The 17057-nt window shown below is 63.6% G+C and carries 14 protein-coding genes; 8 read left to right on the top strand and 6 right to left on the bottom strand.

What is annotated here, in order from left to right:
* Window positions 1-222: 222 nt before the first annotated feature.
* From VER16_RS18520 to VER16_RS18510, 3 genes are all read left to right on the top strand, one after another.
* Window positions 223-1476, top strand: a complete 1254-nt coding sequence (locus tag VER16_RS18520; protein ID WP_108769959.1) for a flavohemoglobin expression-modulating QEGLA motif protein — start codon at window positions 223-225, stop codon at window positions 1474-1476.
* A gap of 639 nt (window positions 1477-2115) precedes the next feature.
* Window positions 2116-4404: a TonB-dependent receptor gene (locus VER16_RS18515; protein WP_200751368.1), complete on the top strand. Its 2289-nt coding sequence runs from the start codon at window positions 2116-2118 to the stop codon at window positions 4402-4404.
* Window positions 4405-4513: 109 nt separating this feature from the next.
* Window positions 4514-5617 carry a DUF4274 domain-containing protein gene (locus VER16_RS18510; protein ID WP_324810601.1) on the top strand — a complete coding sequence of 368 codons (1104 nt, stop codon included), beginning with the start codon at window positions 4514-4516 and terminating at the stop codon, window positions 5615-5617.
* 130 nt (window positions 5618-5747) lie between these two features.
* Here the strand turns inward: VER16_RS18510 and phbB are convergent, their stop codons facing one another.
* The 3 genes from phbB to VER16_RS18495 are packed head-to-tail and all read right to left on the bottom strand — an operon-like array spanning window position 5748 to window position 9030.
* On the bottom strand, window positions 5748-6488 hold the full coding sequence (gene phbB / locus VER16_RS18505; RefSeq protein ID WP_079223230.1) for an acetoacetyl-CoA reductase: 741 nt from the start codon (window positions 6486-6488) through the stop codon (window positions 5748-5750).
* Window positions 6489-6513: 25 nt separating this feature from the next.
* The gene (locus VER16_RS18500; RefSeq protein WP_324810630.1) at window positions 6514-7845 is read right to left on the bottom strand and encodes a CitMHS family transporter; all 1332 of its coding nucleotides are present in this window, start codon (window positions 7843-7845) and stop codon (window positions 6514-6516) included.
* Window positions 7846-7893: 48 nt separating this feature from the next.
* Window positions 7894-9030, bottom strand: a complete 1137-nt coding sequence (locus VER16_RS18495; protein ID WP_324810628.1) for an OprO/OprP family phosphate-selective porin — start codon at window positions 9028-9030, stop codon at window positions 7894-7896.
* Between the two features lie 265 nt (window positions 9031-9295).
* Between VER16_RS18495 and VER16_RS18490 the strand changes: the two genes are divergently transcribed.
* From VER16_RS18490 to VER16_RS18475, 4 genes are read left to right on the top strand one after another with little or no spacing between them, the layout of a single operon-like run.
* Window positions 9296-9988, top strand: a complete 693-nt coding sequence (locus tag VER16_RS18490) for a response regulator transcription factor (RefSeq protein WP_324810597.1) — start codon at window positions 9296-9298, stop codon at window positions 9986-9988.
* A complete protein-coding gene (locus VER16_RS18485; RefSeq protein ID WP_324810595.1) occupies window positions 9981-11372 on the top strand; it encodes a sensor histidine kinase in 1392 nt (463 codons plus the stop codon). Before VER16_RS18490 ends, VER16_RS18485 begins: the two co-directional genes overlap by 8 nt.
* Window positions 11369-12424 carry an ABC transporter substrate-binding protein gene (locus tag VER16_RS18480; protein ID WP_324810592.1) on the top strand — a complete coding sequence of 352 codons (1056 nt, stop codon included), beginning with the start codon at window positions 11369-11371 and terminating at the stop codon, window positions 12422-12424. Before VER16_RS18485 ends, VER16_RS18480 begins: the two co-directional genes overlap by 4 nt.
* A 28-nt stretch (window positions 12425-12452) precedes the next feature.
* Window positions 12453-13109, top strand: coding sequence for a response regulator (locus VER16_RS18475; RefSeq protein ID WP_150453208.1), 657 nt, complete (start codon window positions 12453-12455; stop codon window positions 13107-13109).
* A gap of 35 nt (window positions 13110-13144) precedes the next feature.
* On the opposite strand, the gene galE is transcribed toward VER16_RS18475, so the two are convergent.
* The 3 genes from galE to VER16_RS18460 are packed head-to-tail and all read right to left on the bottom strand — an operon-like array spanning window position 13145 to window position 16200.
* Window positions 13145-14119, bottom strand: a complete 975-nt coding sequence (gene galE / locus VER16_RS18470; RefSeq protein ID WP_324810587.1) for a UDP-glucose 4-epimerase GalE — start codon at window positions 14117-14119, stop codon at window positions 13145-13147.
* Complete coding sequence (locus VER16_RS18465) at window positions 14116-15474, bottom strand: GlcNAc-transferase family protein (RefSeq protein ID WP_324810585.1); 1359 nt, start codon at window positions 15472-15474, stop codon at window positions 14116-14118. Before VER16_RS18465 ends, galE begins: the two co-directional genes overlap by 4 nt.
* A 57-nt stretch (window positions 15475-15531) precedes the next feature.
* Window positions 15532-16200: a hypothetical protein gene (locus VER16_RS18460; RefSeq protein WP_324810582.1), complete on the bottom strand. Its 669-nt coding sequence runs from the start codon at window positions 16198-16200 to the stop codon at window positions 15532-15534.
* A gap of 673 nt (window positions 16201-16873) precedes the next feature.
* On the opposite strand from VER16_RS18460, the gene VER16_RS18455 reads away from it, so the two are divergent.
* Complete coding sequence (locus tag VER16_RS18455) at window positions 16874-17026, top strand: hypothetical protein (protein ID WP_324810579.1); 153 nt, start codon at window positions 16874-16876, stop codon at window positions 17024-17026.
* Window positions 17027-17057 lie beyond the last annotated feature (31 nt).

Genomic DNA, 17057 nt, shown 5'->3' with positions numbered 1-17057 from the left:
GGTGCCAACCTTGGTTGGCACGGGTGTGCCCGAAGCCCGCCTGTGGCGGCTGCCAACCAAGGTTGGCAACCACCGCGATGCGCGCCTCTGCTCTGGTAGGTGCCAACCTTGGTTGGCACGGGTGTGCCCGATGCCCGCCTGCGGCGGCTGCCAACCAAGGTTGGCAACTACCGGGTTCCGCTTGAAACGACCAAACGCGGGGCAGGGCGCTATAGTCCGCCCATGGAAACGACCGCGACGCTGGACCATGACGTGGCCCACCATGCGGCGCTCGACGCGCGACTGGTCGAGGCCGTGGGCGGCATCCGCCTGCTGGGGCTGACCAGTTGGCCGGCAACGGTGCAGGCACCGTTCCTGGACAGCGTGGCCCGCGGGCAGCCGGTGCTGCCGAAGGTGGATTATCCGAAACTGGACTTCAGCGAGGAACGCCGCGCGCTGGCCGCCATCGCCGCCGAGTGCGATCCCAGCCATCCGCTGGGCCATTACGTGCAGCAGTCCGCGCAGAGCTGGGACCTGGCCGCGCAGTTGCTGGAAGGCCTGGGCACCGCGGCTGTCGATCGCTGTTCCGTGCAGTTGTTCGGTGCGCCGGAGCAGCCATTACCCGGCAACGGCCCGAGCACGCGCGAAGCGGCCCGCCACTTCATCCAGATTGCCAGCGAGCTCGACAGCGAACTGCTGGCCCCGGAAGAACAGGTGCCGGTCTCGGCCATCGCCCTGCAGCTGCAGCTGCAGAATGATCTGGACGGTTTCTTCGAATCGCGCATCATCCAGGTGCAGCTGGACCCGGAGCTGGTGTCCAAGGCCGCCGCCGGCCCGACCCGCATCCGCCTGCGCACCAGCGCGCGTTTCAGTGCCTACGACCGCGCGCAGTTGTTCCACCACGAAGCGCTGGTGCATTCGCTGACCGCCTTGAACGGCCGCGAACAACCGGTGCTGCCCAGCCTGGCGCTGTCCTCGCCACGGGTGACCGCCACCCAGGAAGGCCTGGCCACGTTTGCCGAGCAGATCACCGGCAGCATCGACATCGAGCGGCTGAAGCGCATCAGCCTGCGCACCGAAGCCATCGCGATGGCACGCGAGGGTGCGGATTTCATCGAGGTGTACCGTTACTTCTGCGATGCCGGGCAGAACCCGGAGGAAAGCTTCGCCTCGGCGCAGCGCGTGTTCCGCGGCGTGCCACCGAGCGGCGGCCTGGCCTTCACCAAGGACACGGTGTACCTGCGCGGGCTGGTGTCGGTGCACACCTTCTTCCGCCACATGCTGGCCGAGGACCGCCTGCAGGTCTGCCGCTGGTTGTTCGCCGGCAAGATGAGCCTGACCGATGCGATCGCCTTCGCACCGTTGTTCGAGAGCGGCGTATTGAAGCCCCCGCGCTGGCTGCCGCACTGGGTCAGCCGCGCCAATGGCCTGGCGGGCATGCTGGCGTTCTCGCTGTTCGCCAACCGCATCCGGATGGACCAGCTGGCGCCGGAGTGAAAGGCGTTGGTGTGGTTTACGCGCCTTCCTGATATCGGAGGGGAGGAGGCGGGTCACCCTGGCCAGGACACGCAAAATCCCCTCCATGGTGCTCGATGGCGCCATCCATGGCGCCAACGGTCCTGTCCAGGGTGACCCGCCTCCTCCAGACAGTTTCCTGCGGGCGCGGTGGAAACCCCACCGAAAACAATCGCAAAAATCAAAAACAGAACCGGGGTCAGAGCCCGTTGCGAAGCAACGGGATCCGACCCCGTGCCGACCAACGGTCGGCACCACCACCCGCAGCAGGTTCCAACAGCTCGCAGGAAACTGTCGAAGGCGGGGCACTGTGGGGTTGCGGGGTGTGAGCCGCATGGATGCGGCGACCAAGCCCCCATGGACGGGTTTACGGCGTCCCCGCAAACCCACAGTGCCCCGCCTACCCACGGAATGCCCGCTCTTGAAGTTGACGTTGACGTTGGCGTTGCATCGAGCGGGTTCAGGGCGCAGCCCTGCCGACAAACCCCACGAACGAGACGCGCGTCACTGCCCGCAACACCCGCGCCACTTCGTAAAAAACATTTCATCTTCCATTCGCATAGTGGCCTCGCGCCGTGCCGTGCCGAGTCGCGGCGGACTCCCCCCATGCAATGGATCCACATGCAGACCCGACACCTCACGATCGCCGTCGCGATCGCGCTTTCCGCCGCCAGCGCCCATGCCGCTGAAACCACCGATGCCACCGCCGACGCCGCGCTCAGCGCACAGACGCTCGACACCGTGTCCGTCATCGGCCAGGGCGAAACCCGCCAGGTGCAGCGCATCACCGCCGTGGACAAACAGGTATTGCCGCCGGGCACCAGCGGCCAGAAGATCCTCGACCGCCTGCCCGGCGTGTCGGTACAGTCCAACGATGCCTTCGGCGCGAACGAAGAATCGCAGACCATCAGCCTGCGCGGTTTCGACAAGAGCCGCCTGGGCTACACGCTCGATGGCATTCCGCTGGGCGACAACAGCTACGGCAACTACAACGGCCTGAGCATCGCCCGCGCGCTGATCGCCGAGAACCTCGCCGGCGCCGAACTGTCGCAGGGCATCGGCTCGCTGGGCGTGGCCTCCACCAGCAACCTCGGTGGCACCATCCAGTACTTCTCGATGGACCCGTCCACCGAATTCGGCGGCCGTGCCAGCGTCACCGTCGGTGACAACAACCAGCGCCGCGGCTACCTGCGCGTGGATACCGGCGACATCAATGGTTTCTCGGCCTATGTCTCCGGCGTGCACCAGGACCAGGACATGTGGGCCGCGCCGTACCAGAACCAGACCACCCGCCAGTTCAACGCCAAGGCCGTCTGGAACGTCGGCGACCATCGCTTCGGTGCCTTCGTTGCCACCTCGCGCGCCAGCCAGGCCAACTACGCGTATCTGTCCAAGGACATGCTGGACCGCGGCCTGGGGTGGGACTGGAACATCTACGCACCGGACTGGGACCGCGCCGTCGCCGCCGCCTACTGCGCGCCGGGCACGCGCGATCCGGCCAAGTGCCAGTTCAGTGGCGGCGTCAACAGCATCGACGATGCGTACTACCAGAGCCGCGCGCTGCGCGATGACAACCTGTACTCGGTCGACGCCGACCTGCGCCTGGGCGAGCAGGGCCGCCTGAAGCTGGTGGCCTACCACCACGACAACCGTGGCCAGGGCCACTGGTGGGCGCCGGGCCAGCCGTCCTATCCGGGCACCGACCAGATGCTGCCGATCTCCATCCGCAGCACCAACTACACCATCAATCGTGATGGCCTGACCGCTGCATTGTCGTGGCAGGTGGGCATCCACGAGCTGGAAGCCGGCCTGTGGTACGAACAGAACGACCACAACGTGTCGCGCAATTTCTATTACATCAGCGGCCCGTTCCTGGATGATCTGTACCTGAAGAACCCGGACCGCCTGCTGTTCAACCAGGACTTCGACATCCGCACGCAGCAGTTCTACGTGCAGGACCGCATGCGCTTCCTCGACCAGCGCCTGACCGTGGACGTGGGCCTGAAGAGCCCGAACACGCGCATGCGCGCCACTGCCAAGGGCGGCGTGGAAACCAGCATCGCTTCGGGCACGCTGACCGCCAAGGAATCGGTACTGCCGCAGGTCGGCGTGGGCTTCAAGCTCAATGCCAACAACGAGCTGTTCGCTTCGTATGCCGAGAACATCGCGGCCTTCGTCGGTGGTGGCAGCGGTGGCCCGCTGCAGGTCTCGCCGGAATCGTTCGCGGCAAGCGCCGGGCTGGAACCGGAAAAGTCGAAGAGCCTGGAAGCCGGCTTCCGCACCTTCGGTGAGAAGTACCAGGCGTCCATCGCCGCGTACAACGTGACGTTCGACAACCGCCTGCTGTCGCTCAACCCGTGTTCGAGCATCGAAGTCGGCACGCGCCCGGAGTGCGTCACCCGCTTCATCAACGTCGGTTCGGTGAAGAGCCACGGTGCCGAGCTGACCTTCATCCTCAAGCCGATCGACGGGCTGCAGTGGTACAACGCGCTGTCCTGGAACAAGACCACCTACGAGGATAACTACACCTCCGGTGGCGAGATCGTGCCGGTAGCCGGCAAGATCACCGTGGACACGCCGCAGCGCATGGCCTCCAGTGAAATCAGCTGGAACCGCGATGGCTTCTTCGCCAGCCTGCGCGCCAAGTACACCGGCAAGCGCTATTACACCTACACCAACGACCAGTCGGTGCCGGGCGTGACCACCTTCGATGCGGGTGCCGGTTATGACTTCGGCCCGGGCATGGGCCTGCGCAACATCCGCGTGTCGTTGAATGCAACCAACCTGACCAACAAGCGCTATGCGGGCCAGTTGAGTTCGTTCGCACCGACCGATCCTAACGGTACGCGCTACGCCATCCATGCCAGCGCACCGCGCCAGGTGTTCATGACGGTGGCGGCGGACTTCTGATCGGCAGGGGTCAGCCAGGGGTCAGAGCCCTTTCGCTTCGCGAAAGGCTCTGACCCCGTCAGCAAGGGACCACTAAACTGCAGTGGTTCCCCCGCGATGGAAGCCTCCCTTGACCCCCGACGAATACGACCGCGCCTCCCGCGCGCTGCTGCAGGACTACCTGCTGCGGGCATCTCCCGAGCAGCGCCATATCTACGTCGCGCGCCGCAACTACGACGACCGCCCCGAGCTGCTGGCCTGGCTGGCGGAGCGCAGCGAGCTGGATCGTGCGACGGCGCTGATGATGTACTGGTCGCTCGGCGCAGCCTGGTTCAGCCAGTACGCCGCTGATGGCGACGTGCCCGCACATGAGCGCGACGCCCATGCGATCGTCCGCCGCATCGAGCAACGCTACATCGAAGGCTTCTATGCCGGTCGTGCGCTCGCCTTCGACCCGGGCAATTGGCCGGGCCCTTCGATGGGGGATTATCCCGGCCTGGTCGTGCGCCGCGCCTTCCCGGACGCCATGCTGGCTGCGGTGGCAGGCGAGCGGGCCTGCGATCCCTTTGCAGAGGCCGTCGACACGGCCTTCGATGATGGCCTGCCGCTGGCGCTCGCAGCACAGCTGCACGACATGGCCGCGGCGGTGCAGCCTGATCGTGGGCCGGCGCTCGGCGATGCCGTCGCCGGCGACATCGACATCTGGGCCGAGGTGATGCCGCCGACGCTGTCGCCGCTGGCGACGGCCGCGGATCCGGGCTGGCCGGTACTGGAGACCTTCCTGCGCCAGGCCTCGCCGCAGCAATGCCATCAACTGGCGCTGTTCGCTGACACCAGTGCGCTGTCAGACGCGCTGCAGTGGTTGCTGGACCAGCCGGCATTGGCGGCATCCAGCGCATTGGCGCTCTTCTGGAACCTGGGCGCGTCGTGGTACGTCCCCTTCGCGACGATCGAGGATGTGCCGGAGTCGCACCGCTACACGGCAGCCGTGCTGAGACGCATCGAGCAGCGCCTGGCTGATGGCGGCTATGCGGATCACGGGCTGGGTTTCGATATGGCACGGAACCGGCCGCGTTTCCCGGCGTGTTGGCCGGGTCGGGAAGTGCGGCGTGCGATTCCTGACCCGATGTGGCAGCCGCGCCCGGGGCAGATCGTGGACGAGTCGGACGAGGTGGATTTCATCACCGGCCTGCCGGAAGACATTGCCGAGGCGCTCGCGAACGCCCGCGGGTAGAGGATCAAGCATCCACGCATCAAGCAGGGGTCAGAGCCCTTTCGCAGGCGAAAGGGATCTGACCCCGAGCGGAGGATGCCACGGGTCGGATCCCTTTCGCGCCGCGAAAGGGCTCTGACCCCAATGGGACTCAGCCCATGTACAACCCACCATTGACCGGGTAATCGGCACCGGTCACGTACGAGGCTTCATCCGAAGCCAGCCAGGCCACCAGGCCGGCCACTTCTTCCGGCCGGCCCAGGCGGCGCACCGGTACCGAGGCGGCCAGCCGGTCCAGCACGTCCGGCGGGAAGCTGCTGATCGCCTGGCTGGCGATGTAGCCGGGCGACAAGGTGTTCACGGTGACCCCGCGCGAGGCCACTTCGGCGGCCAGCGCACGGCTGAAACCGTGCATCGCCGCCTTCGCCGTCGCGTAGTTCACCTGGCCGATCTGGCCCTTGTGCGCGCTGACCGAGCCGATGTTGACGATGCGGCCCCAGCCACGCGTGGCCATGCCGTCGACCACCTGCTTGGTCAGGTTGAACAGCGCATTGAGGTTGGAAGCGATCACCGCATTCCAGTCCTCCACGGTCATCTGCCGGAACAGCAGGTCGCGGCTGCCACCGGAGTTGTTGACCAGCACGTCCACCTCGCCCACCTCGGCCCGCACCTTGGCGAAGGCCGCACTGGTAGAGGCCCAGTCGGTGGCGTTGCCTTCGGAGGCGATGAAATCGAAGCCCTGTTCGCGCTGTTCGCGCAGCCAGTTGGCCTTGCGCGGCGAGTTCGGTGCGCAGCCGGCGACCACGGTGTGCCCGGAACGGGCCAGGCTCTGGCAGATGGCAGTGCCGACACTGCCCATGCCGCTGGTGACGTACGCAATACGAAGGGTCATGGCAGAACGCTCCTTGGGAGGCAGGTCATGCAGCAAAGAAGGGATACAGGCCGAACAGCAGGCCGCCGACCATCAGCAGCAGCGAGATGGCGATCGCCCACTTCAGGGTGAACTTCTGGTGGTCGGCGAATTCGACCTTGGCCAGGCCCACCAGCAGATAGGTGGACGGCACCAGCGGACTGAGCAGGTGCACCGGCTGCCCTGCCAGCGACGCGCGGGCCATTTCCACCGGGGTGATGCCGTAGTTGCCGGCGGCCTCGGACAGGATCGGCAGCACGCCGAAGTAGAAGGCGTCGTTGGACATGAAGAAGGTGAACGGCATCGACGCGATGGCGGTGATGACGGCCAGGTACGGGCCCCACGATTCCGGGATGATCGCAAGGAAGCTGTGCGACATCGCCTCGACCATGCCGGTGTTGTTGAGGATGCCGGTGAAGATGCCCGCGGCGAAGATCAACGCGACCACCGACAGCACGTTGCCGGCGTGGTTGACCACGCGGCGGCGCTGTTCGGCCAGGTTCGGGTAGTTGATGACCAGAGCGATGGCGAAGCCGACCATGAACAGCACCGGCATCGGCAGCACGCCGGCAATGAGCGCGCCCATCAGGGCCAGGGTCAGCACCAGGTTCACCCACAGCAGCTTCGGCCGCTTGATGTCCTCGGCGTCTTCCACCGACGGCAGCGCGTTGTTGTCATCGGACACGCTGTTGTCCATCCAGCTGCCACCCTGCGGCAGGGTGACCACACCCAGGCGGCGGCGTTCCTTCATGCCCAGGTACCAGGCCAGCAGCAGCACGCCGGCACAGGCGATCACCATCGACGGGATCAGCGGCACGAACACATCGGCCGGGTCCACGTGCAGCGCGGTGGCCGCGCGTGCGGTCGGGCCGCCCCACGGGGTCAGGTTCATCACGCCGCCGGCGAGGATGGTCACGCAGGTCATGTTCAGCGCGTTCATGCCCAGGCGCTGGTACAGCGGCAGCATCGCCGAGACGGTGATCATGTAGGTGGTCGAGCCATCGCCGTCGAGCGAGATCAGCATCGCCAGCACGGCGGTGCCGAGCACGATCTTCATCGGGTCGCCCTTGACGAAGCGCAGGATCACCCGCACCAGCGGGTCGAACAGGCCCGCATCGATCATCACGCCGAAGTAGAGGATGGCGAACATCAGCATCACGCCGGTCGGCGCGATCTTCTTGATGCCTTCCAGCATCATTTCATCGATGTTGGCGCCAAAGCCGCCCAGCAGGGCGAAGATGATCGGGATGGTGATCAGGGCGACCAGCGGCGACAGTCGTTTGCTCATGATCAAGTACATGAACGTAATGACCATGCCAAAGCCGAGGATGCTCAGCATCATCTGCGGACTCCTAATGAAGACAGGACGTGGGGAAGGGGAGGGCGATCAGAAGTCGAACTGCAGGCGGCCGGTGACCGCGCGCGTGCGGTCCAGCGTCACCCCGGCCAGACGGTCGCGGTTGCGGCTTTCGATGACATCGAGCATGAAGCGCAGGTTGTCGCGCAGGTACCAGTTGCCGCCCAGCGTCCAGGCGGCGGTGCTGCCGCGGCGCAGGTCCGGCGCGCCATCGAGGTGCTGCGCGCCCCACATCTGGTCGTAGCGCAGCGCCACTTCGAAGGCACCGGCCTTGTGGCGGATGTTCTTGACCCGCGCGAAGCGACCGGTCTTGCGGTCGTAGGCCTTGCTTTCGCCGGTGACGAACCAGCTGAGCATGCCGTAGGCGGCCATCACGTCGCCGCGCTGCGCGCCATCATCGAAGGTGGCGCCGCTGAACTCGCCCTGCCAGGACAGCGGGCCGCGCACCTGCGCGTATTCCAGCGACCACTTGTTGACGTCGGTATCGCGGCCGGCGGAGAAGTCGACCAGGGTCAGGCGGCTCTCGTCGGACAGGTGGCCGGCCGGGCGCGGGCGGATCTTCAGGCCCGGGGTGCCGTTGCTGCCGGGGTTGTCGTAGGCCTCATGGGCCAGCGACAGGCCCAGGTGCAGTACGTCGCCGTCGCTGGGCGAGGGCGCCCAGGTGACGCGGCCACCGGCGGCGCGGCCCTTCACCTGCCAGGCATCGATGCTTTCCAGGCTGTAGAGGCTGGCGGCCCAGGTGAAATCACCCGGATTGGCCTGCCAGGACGCGCCCAGGCGGTACAGCGGCGCCAGCGTGGTGCCGGCGTTGCCGCGCTCCAGGAAGCTGCCGTAGTTGGAGCTGGTGCGGTCATCCAGCGAGAAATACTGCTTGAACTGGCCGACCGTCAGCTTGCCGGCCTTGCCGAAGCTGCGGCTGAGGTAGACGTCCTTGGCCTCGACGCGATCGCCGGAAAAGTCCGCTTCGGTCTTGTAGTCGACCACGAAGAACCTGCCCGACACGTCCAGCCAGGCGCGGCGGATCTCGGTGTCATCCTTGTTCGGGGTGCCACGGTCGTCGTTGTCGAACGTGGCGACATCCAGGTGCAGTCGGCCGCCGACGGTGGCGGTGACCGGCCTGTCGTCTTCAGCAAAGGCCGGCGCGGCCAGCGCTGCCAGGGCCATCATGGCGGCGGGACGCTGCCAGGCAAACTTCAGTTCCACAAACCCTCCCAGGTGCGCGCCGGGCGCGCGGCAATCGTGGGCACCGGATGGTGCGCGGCCGCAGTCTGGGTTGCGGTAGCTGTCATCGTCCTGTCAGCGGTTTGTGCGGTGCAGCGTAAATGCCGGCGCTGCGCTCGCCGGGTCACGCCCGGCGGAGTGCCCGCCACACGTCACTACGCCGCACGCGGTAGCATTCGCTTCCCTTTCCACGCCTTCCCGCTCCCTGCCGATGCGCCTGCTGCTGGTCGAAGACAATCCGGATCTGGCCGATGCCATCATCCGCCGCATGCGCCGCAGTGGGCACGCGGTGGACTGGCAGGCCGACGGTCTGGCCGCCGCCAGCGTGCTGCGCTACCAGAATTTCGACCTGGTGGTGCTGGATATCGGCCTGCCCAAGCTGGACGGCCTGCGCGTGCTGGCCGGCATGCGCGAACGCGGCGACAGCACGCCGGTGCTGATGCTGACCGCGCGCGATGGCATCGAAGATCGGGTGCAGGCGCTGGATGTCGGCGCCGATGATTATCTGGGCAAGCCCTTCGACTTCCGCGAATTCGAGGCACGCTGCCGCGTACTGCTGCGCCGTGCGCGCGGCCAGGCCAGCGAAGTGGTGCAGGTGGGTGGCTTCCAGTTTGACAATGCCGCACACCGCGTGACCGTGGATGGCGAGCCGATCGAGCTGCCCAACCGCGAATACCGCCTGCTGGAAATCCTGGTCGGCCGCCTCGGCCAGGTGGTCGGCAAGGATGAGATCGGCAACGGCCTGTTCGGCTTCGATGATGAGGCCGGACCGAACGCCATCGAGCTGTACGTCGGCCGCTTGAGAAAGAAACTGGCCGGCGCACCGCTGCGCATCACCACCGTGCGTGGCGTGGGCTACCTGCTGGAAGAAGCCGGCGACGGCAGCAGCGATGGCGATGGCTGAGGCGCGTACGACCAGTGCTGCGCCAGGTTCGTTGCGGCGTACCCTGCTGCTGTACCTGGGAACGCTGCTGGCGGTGTTCGCGGTGGCCCTGCTGTTTGCCGCGCGCGATTACGGCCAGCGCGCCGCCAACCGTTCCTACGACCACCTGCTGGTGTCCTCGGCCCTGTCCATCGCCGATTCTGTGGCGCTGGTCGATGGCCAATGGCAGGTGGACCTGCCGTATGCCGCGCTGGACCTGCTGGCGATGGCGGCGGAGGACCGCGTGTTCTATCGGGTGGCCGACAGCCGCGGCAACCTCATCACCGGCTATGGCGACCTGCCCACGCCACCGCGTCGGCCGGGCACGCAGCCGCAGCTGTTCGATGCGGCCTACAGTGGCGAGACCGTGCGCTTCGTGGTGGTCAGCCGCAGCTTCGCCGCCGCGTCCGCGCAGGGCGAAGTACAGGTGCAGGTGGGGCAGACCCGCCGTGCACGCGAGGCGTTGGCGCAGGACATGGTCAACCGCGCGCTGCTGGCCATCGGCGTGCTGTCGCTGCTGCTGCTCGCGCTGGTGGCCTTCGGCGTGCACCGCGCTTTCCGGCCACTGGTACGGGTGGAGCGCGAACTGTCGCGGCGCGAGCCGTCAGATCTGAAGCCGCTGGATGCCCGGGTGCCGCGCGAGATGGACCAGATGGTGGCGGCGCTGAACCGCTTCATGGAGCGCCTGTCCAGCAGCAACGAAACGCTGCGTGCGTTCATGGCCGAGGCCGCGCACCAGATGCGCACGCCGCTGGCCGCACTGCGCGCACAGGCGCAGCTGGCGCTGGATGACGACGACCCGCAGGACATGCGCCGCAGCCTGCAGGCCATCGAGCGCAATGCCACGCACATGAGCCGCCTGCTCAACCAGCTGCTCAGCGATGCCAGTGTGATCCACCGCTCCAACCTGCAGCGCTTCGCGGCGGTGGACCTGGCCGAAACCGTGCACCAGGCCCTGCATGAAGCCTTGCCGCAGGCCGGGCCCGCGCCGCGCGTGCAGTTGGCGATGACTGCCGAGCCGGTGCAGGTGCATGGCGACGCGCTGCTGCTGCGCGAAGCGATCAAGAACCTGGTCGACAACGCGCTGAAATACGGTGGCGATGGCCCGCTGCAGATCGCCCTTACCGTCGACGCCGGGCAGGCGGTGCTGACCATCGCCGACCACGGCGCCGGTATTGCTGCAGCCGATGCAGGCCGCGTGTTCGAGCGCTTCGCCCGTGGTGAGAGCGCGCCAGCCGGTGGTGCGGGCCTGGGCCTGGCCATCGTCAAGCGCGTGGTCGACAGCCACGGCGGCCACATCGACCTGAGCAACCGCCCGCAGGGTGGCCTGGTTGCCACCATCCGTCTGCCCCGGAGCACGTCATGATCCGCCTGTTCGCCGCTGCCCTGGCCCTGCTGCTGGCACTGCCGGTGCTGGCTGCGCCGGGAGATGTACGCCGCTTCGCTGCGCAGGGGCCTGTCACCGCGCAGCTGCGCATCCACGGCACCACCGATATCGAGGTGTTCGCCGTGGTCATCGCCGACTACCAGCGCCTGCATCCCGGTACGGAGGTGGTGTACGAGGACATCATCACCCAGGACCTGTACGCGCGTTACCTGCACGACCGTGCCGGGCCGGATTCGCCGGACCTGCTGATTTCCAGCGGCATGGACCTGCAGACCAAGCTGGTGAACGATGGCCACGCGCTGCCGCATCGTTCGGCGCAGACTGCCGCGCTGCCCGCGTGGGCGCAGTGGCGCAGCGAGGCGTTCGGCATCAGCTACGAACCGGTGGTGATGGTCTACAACACCCGTCGCCTGCCAGCCGCCAAGGCCCCGCATACGCGCCGCCAGCTGCTGGACCTGCTGCGCGCCGAAGGCACGCCGTTGAGCGGCAAGGTGGGCACTTACGATATCGAGCGCAGCAGTGTGGGTTACCTGCTGGCCACCCAGGACGCGCAGCGCGGCAGTATTGCCGGTGCGCTGCTGGGTGCGTTGGGTGACAACGCGGTTGTGCGCGAGGAGCGCACGGGCGTGCTGCTGGACAAGGTCGCCAGTGGCGAACTGTCGCTGGTCTACAACGTGCTGGGTTCCTATGCGCAGGCGCGCATCGACGGCGGTGCGCCACTGGCCATCCTCGAGCCGGAGGACTACACCCTGGTGGTGCTGCGCACGGCGGTCATTCCGCGTACCGGCCCGCACCCGGAAGAAGCGCGGCGCTTCCTCGATTACCTGCTGTCGCCGCGTGGCCAGCAGGTGCTTTCGCGCGAGGCACGGCTGATGCCCATCGTCACCGGCAACGCGCGCAGCGATGATGCGCCGGGCCGCAGTCGCCGCCCGATCCAGCTCGGCCCGGGCCTGCTGGTGTACCTGGATGCGCTGAAGCGGCGGCAGTTCCTCGATGCCTGGCGCAGCAGCGTGGAGCCGGCCGGGCGCTGACCCGCCGGCCTGCACGTACAATGGCCCCATGAGCGAATACACCATCCTGATCGCCGATGACCACCCGCTGCTGCGTTCGGCGGTGGTGCAGTCGCTGCGGCAGAGCCTGCCGCTGGCGCAGGTGCGCGAGGTGGCCAGTGCCGATGCCCTGGCCGAAGCCCTCGATGCCCAGCCCGAGGTGGACCTGGTGCTGCTGGACCTGACCATGCCCGGTGCGCACGGTTTTTCCGCGCTGCTGCACGTGCGTGGCTCGCATCCGGATATCCCGGTGGTGATCCTTTCCTCCAACGACCACCCGCGGGTGATCCGCCGTGCCCAGCAGTTTGGCGCGGCCGGTTTCATCCCCAAGTCCGCCCCGGCTGAAACCATCGGCCAGGCCGTGCAGGCGGTGCTCGACGGCAGCCTGTGGTTCCCGGCAATGGCGCCCGAGCGCAGCGAATCCGATGCGCTGCTGGCCGCGCGCCTGGCCCAGCTCACCCCCCAGCAGTTCCGCGTGCTGCTGTGCCTTGCCGATGGCCTGCTCAACAAGCAGATCGCCTACGAACTGGGCCTGGCCGAGAACACGGTGAAGGTGCACGTGACTGCCATCCTGAAGAAGCTGGAGTGCCACAGCCGCACTCAGGCGGCGGTGCTGGTGAAGGCGCTGGAACCGGAAGGCGACGCGGGCGCTGGGTTGGAACGTTGAAAATGGACTGTCGACTGAACGGTGGATTGGTCAAACTAAGCTTGCTCCGAGCGCAATGCGCTTCGAACAATGGAATCTAGTCCGTCGTTGCGCGGCGACCAAGATAGCTCTCTGCGAGCGCTGGACGAGTCTGATACTAGGACAGACACATCGCCGCTGCGCTGCTCTGCCTCAAGAACTGGAACTCTAGCGCCAGAAATTTGCTCGACTGCATGTAGCACTTCCCGAACAGAGTAGCCTCTTTCGGAGCCGCAGTTGAGGATCAATGAACTGCCTCCACGGTTCAAGTGATCGATTGCTCTCAGGTGAGCTGCTGCGATGTCATCGACATGAACGTAGTCGCGAATTCCTGTGCCGTCAGGTGTTCGGAAATCCGTGCCGAATATGGTGACTGAACCTTGCCTTTCATTTGCGACCCGGCATGCCGCCATGACTAGATTCTTAGCATCCTTCGCGGGCCTGAAAAAATGCCCCGACATGGTGGCGCCCGCTACGTTAAAGCACCTTAGCGATACGTACCTGAGGCCCGTTGCAAATGAAATGTCCAGTAGGATCTGCTCGGCGATGAGCTTTGACATCCCATAGGGATTTGCGGGTCTCTCCGAATGAAGCTCGCCCACAGGAGTCTGGTCACAAGCAGAGCCATACACAGCGGCAGTTGACGTGAAAACGAATTTCGATACCCCGCAATCCTTGCAGCATGACAGAAGGTTGAGAGTCCCCGCTGTATTTTCCGAATAGTAGTGAAGAGGATCTAGTTTCGAGCCTGTGGCGTCAGTTCTTGCCGCCATGTGCACAACTGTTCCAATGGCAAATTCAGAGAGGATGCTCTTGACGAGGGTGTGATCTGAGATGCTGCCGATGACGAGGTGGGCATTCTCAACTCGTTTCGCTTTGCCAGTGCTTAAGTCATCCAGGACGACAACCGTAAAATTTCGGTCTAGCAGCTGATGGACTACGTGGCACCCTATGTATCCTGCGCCACCAGTGACAAGTATCGCTTCGCTCATGCGGCAATCTCTTCCGCTGATATCGAAAGATGCGGATCACTCGCGGATTCGCTGCTACGGGCGTGTATCGCATAGCTGATGGGAAGTTGGTGCCTCCATAGTCTGAGATCTTGGTCGTATTGTAGATGTCCATCCGCTGAGAGCGTCTTTAACTCCTGAATTGACAGCTCACGCATGGAGTGTACGGATCCGTCTGCCGCGTGGCATGAGACGAGTACTGAGGTCGGATGTCGATGATGGTCGCTCGCTAGATGGACGCTGATACGTACAGTCCGGAAATAGATCAACCGCAGCTCCCAATCGGTTCTGTCCAGTAGTGATAGGGATGAGTCCGGCTCGTGTGGAGTCAGGGAGTCAGGTTGCACCGCGCGATTGCGGAAGCTCAGTCCGACGTATCTCTCGTACTCAGGTAGGGTGCGGATCGACCCCAAGCCAAATTTTCCTGGGTCGTTAGGGGTTGGGTCTAGGGAAATTTCAAGCAAGGTTAGAGTCTTCTGCAGTGCTGCAAGTGATCGGCTCCGTGCAGACTTCTCAAGTGCTCCTTCGGAAACCTGGGCTTCGCTATGGTCGTCCCACACTTTCTGAGCAAGGTTATGGTACTGATGCCATAGCATGGTTTCGTAGGGGTGGAAGAACTCATAGCCGTGTGTGAATGCTCTGAGTGACAGCGATATTTCTTCGGTGCAGAAAAATTGATCAGGATCGCTCATTACATCGCTGACAAAAGTACCATCGGAGAAGATGAACCCGCCCGCGATGAATTTAGCTCTGAATGCGGCGCTTCCTTCGGGTCGGGGTGGGAGGCGGATTGATCTAAGCTTGACAACGCCGGTCGGAGAAAAGCAGTCGAAGACAATTCCGCTGGTGTACTCTTGGCGGTCGAGAGGGTAGGTGGCTGGGTTGAAATCAGGAGGGTGTCCGGTTATGAGTGGCTTCGGGGTGCGTGGTCGAAGTAACTCAAGGAGGTCTCCCATCTTTACATCCCACTGATCTGAAAATCGGTGGTGTGAATCGATCTGCAGATTGTAGGTTTCGCCGCGATATCGGCTCTGAGCCAGATGTCTAGCCCAGCCACACCCCTTTGAGTGAGAGTAATGAACGTCGATCACATCAATGGTCGCGCCATTTTTATGATAGATATGGACTGGGTAGATTCCGCCCTCTTCAGTCTCTCTGTATTCAAGGCCAACGGATGCTAATCCCGGAGTGCCTTCCTCAGTCCCGTGCTGCCAGCATATTGATATGTGCAACAGGCCGGGAAATGATGCTGTCTCTATCATGTCCAGTAGAGTGGGTAGAAGTTGAGGGTCTCTGTAGCTAGGTATCTGGACAAATATGGATTTGCCTCGGTTCATGTTCCGCCTCTACTTTCTCTGCTGCTCTACTGGGTATTGTTTTTTTGAACTAGTCGTTCAGTTTCCGCTTATTGAGTTTATCGATGGGTCGGTGGAAAATATGAATCTGTTTTCATATGTTCCTCCGACGTTTTCAAGTGACTCGACGTAGCTGTACATTGGGGAGGATCGGTCTGCGGCGAGCCGGTTGTTCCAAGCCTCATGCTGATCTTCGCTTTGCGTGCGCGCCATACCAATACAGATACTAAGGCCGCACGATAGCTGTTCAAGAATTCCGTCTTTTCCGATTGCACGCGTCAACGATGCACGGTAGTGCTCCGCCAGATCTTGTGCTTCTGGGCTGGACGCAGCTTCCTGGGTGATTTTCGATATTGCGCTCGACATGCTGCGGTTTGATTGCAATAGGTCCTGAGCTTCCTGGCTGGAGATTCCTTGGTTGAATATGAAGCCGGATTCGCTAGGAAGGTGTTGCGCTGATTTTGTTTGGATGCCATGAGCTTGTGTTGAAGAGAGCTCGTTAGCTGTGCGCGAAGCGCTGTTTTTTCTCGCGATCTCTTCTTTTGTATTACTCGAATCGACGTCAGGATGCGCTGATTTTTCTAAGGCTTTTGAGTCTGAAGTGGCCTTGTGGTCATCCGAGCAGCTCGCTAGCGATGCGGAGAGTAAAATTGCTAAAAGAAGTTTTATGGAATTTTGCGGTTGCAAGAAGAGTGGTGGCACAGTCATGACTATTCCTTTGTTTGGAATTTTGATCTTTTACATTCCACATGCATGCGGATTTTGATTGCAGTCCGGTGGCCGAGTCGGGTTGATGACAGTGTTGACTCGTCCTCCGCAGCAGTCGGTGACTGCCCAGTTTCCCGCTGTGTCTACATTGACGACGCAGGTGTTTGTGCACCTGTATCTGACCCCATTAAAAACGGTTTCGCTTGCTGCCTTAACATCGCCTGCTGCGATTGACAGGGCTGCTGCAACAACGAGCCCGCTAGCTGTCCGATATTCCATTTTATTGCCCCTTTTTGATTATTGGAGTGCCTGCGTGTGAATTATCTGATTTCTATGAGTTTCGATCAGTAGGTGAAGTCTGATTCTGTCTTAGGGGGCAATACCGTGTGGTGTGTCACGGTAGTTCTATATTTGAAACTATTCCTAAAAGGCGCTGGTCGAGCGCTTGCGTCCCGAGCTTTTGCTGCATGTGTCGTGTGCTAGGCAGAGCTTCTGATGTCGTCCAGCAGGCCGGGCTGCAATGCGGCTACGGCCAGAGTTAGCTCAATGTCAGGTTCTAGAGTGCACTTGGTTGGAGCTCCTCAGCGCGCTTATGTGTATATGAGCGCATGGCCGATGAGATCGCGTGGAGCTTCCTGCTGGATGCTTGGAGCATCTTTTGTTGCAGGCTCTATTGCATGATTCCGAAACGGCGAGTGACGGTCAGCAGCTGCTCGCCGCACCCGTACAGCTGCGGGAATGGGAGTTCCAGATGGAACATGACCGCGACTGGGCGCTGGCCCAGCCCGAGCTGGACCTGCTGTTGCAGGATTCCAGGCTCAACTGATCCGTGTAGAGCCGAGCCCACGCTCGGCTGA

It is taken from the genome of Stenotrophomonas sp., from assembly GCF_035634915.1.
In the GTDB taxonomy this organism is placed as follows: Bacteria; Pseudomonadota; Gammaproteobacteria; order Xanthomonadales; family Xanthomonadaceae; genus Stenotrophomonas.
The sequence above is the reverse complement of the archived record's forward strand: the minus strand, read 5'-3'. Positions and strand labels throughout refer to the sequence as shown.

Excerpts from the sequence above, each read along its gene's own strand:
- VER16_RS18520 (WP_108769959.1), top strand. The coding sequence starts at position 223 with ATGGAAACGACCGCGACGCTGGACCATGACGTGGCCCACCATGCGGCG.
- VER16_RS18475 (WP_150453208.1), top strand. The coding sequence starts at position 12,453 with ATGAGCGAATACACCATCCTGATCGCCGATGACCACCCGCTGCTGCGT.
- VER16_RS18485 (WP_324810595.1), top strand. The coding sequence starts at position 9,981 with ATGGCTGAGGCGCGTACGACCAGTGCTGCGCCAGGTTCGTTGCGGCGT.
- VER16_RS18500 (WP_324810630.1), bottom strand. The coding sequence starts at position 7,845 with ATGCTGAGCATCCTCGGCTTTGGCATGGTCATTACGTTCATGTACTTG.
- VER16_RS18515 (WP_200751368.1), top strand. The coding sequence starts at position 2,116 with ATGCAGACCCGACACCTCACGATCGCCGTCGCGATCGCGCTTTCCGCC.
- VER16_RS18460 (WP_324810582.1), bottom strand. The coding sequence starts at position 16,200 with ATGACTGTGCCACCACTCTTCTTGCAACCGCAAAATTCCATAAAACTT.
- VER16_RS18465 (WP_324810585.1), bottom strand. The coding sequence starts at position 15,474 with ATGAACCGAGGCAAATCCATATTTGTCCAGATACCTAGCTACAGAGAC.
- VER16_RS18495 (WP_324810628.1), bottom strand. The coding sequence starts at position 9,030 with ATGATGGCCCTGGCAGCGCTGGCCGCGCCGGCCTTTGCTGAAGACGAC.
- VER16_RS18490 (WP_324810597.1), top strand. The coding sequence starts at position 9,296 with ATGCGCCTGCTGCTGGTCGAAGACAATCCGGATCTGGCCGATGCCATC.
- VER16_RS18480 (WP_324810592.1), top strand. The coding sequence starts at position 11,369 with ATGATCCGCCTGTTCGCCGCTGCCCTGGCCCTGCTGCTGGCACTGCCG.
- phbB (WP_079223230.1), bottom strand. The coding sequence starts at position 6,488 with ATGACCCTTCGTATTGCGTACGTCACCAGCGGCATGGGCAGTGTCGGC.
- galE (WP_324810587.1), bottom strand. The coding sequence starts at position 14,119 with ATGAGCGAAGCGATACTTGTCACTGGTGGCGCAGGATACATAGGGTGC.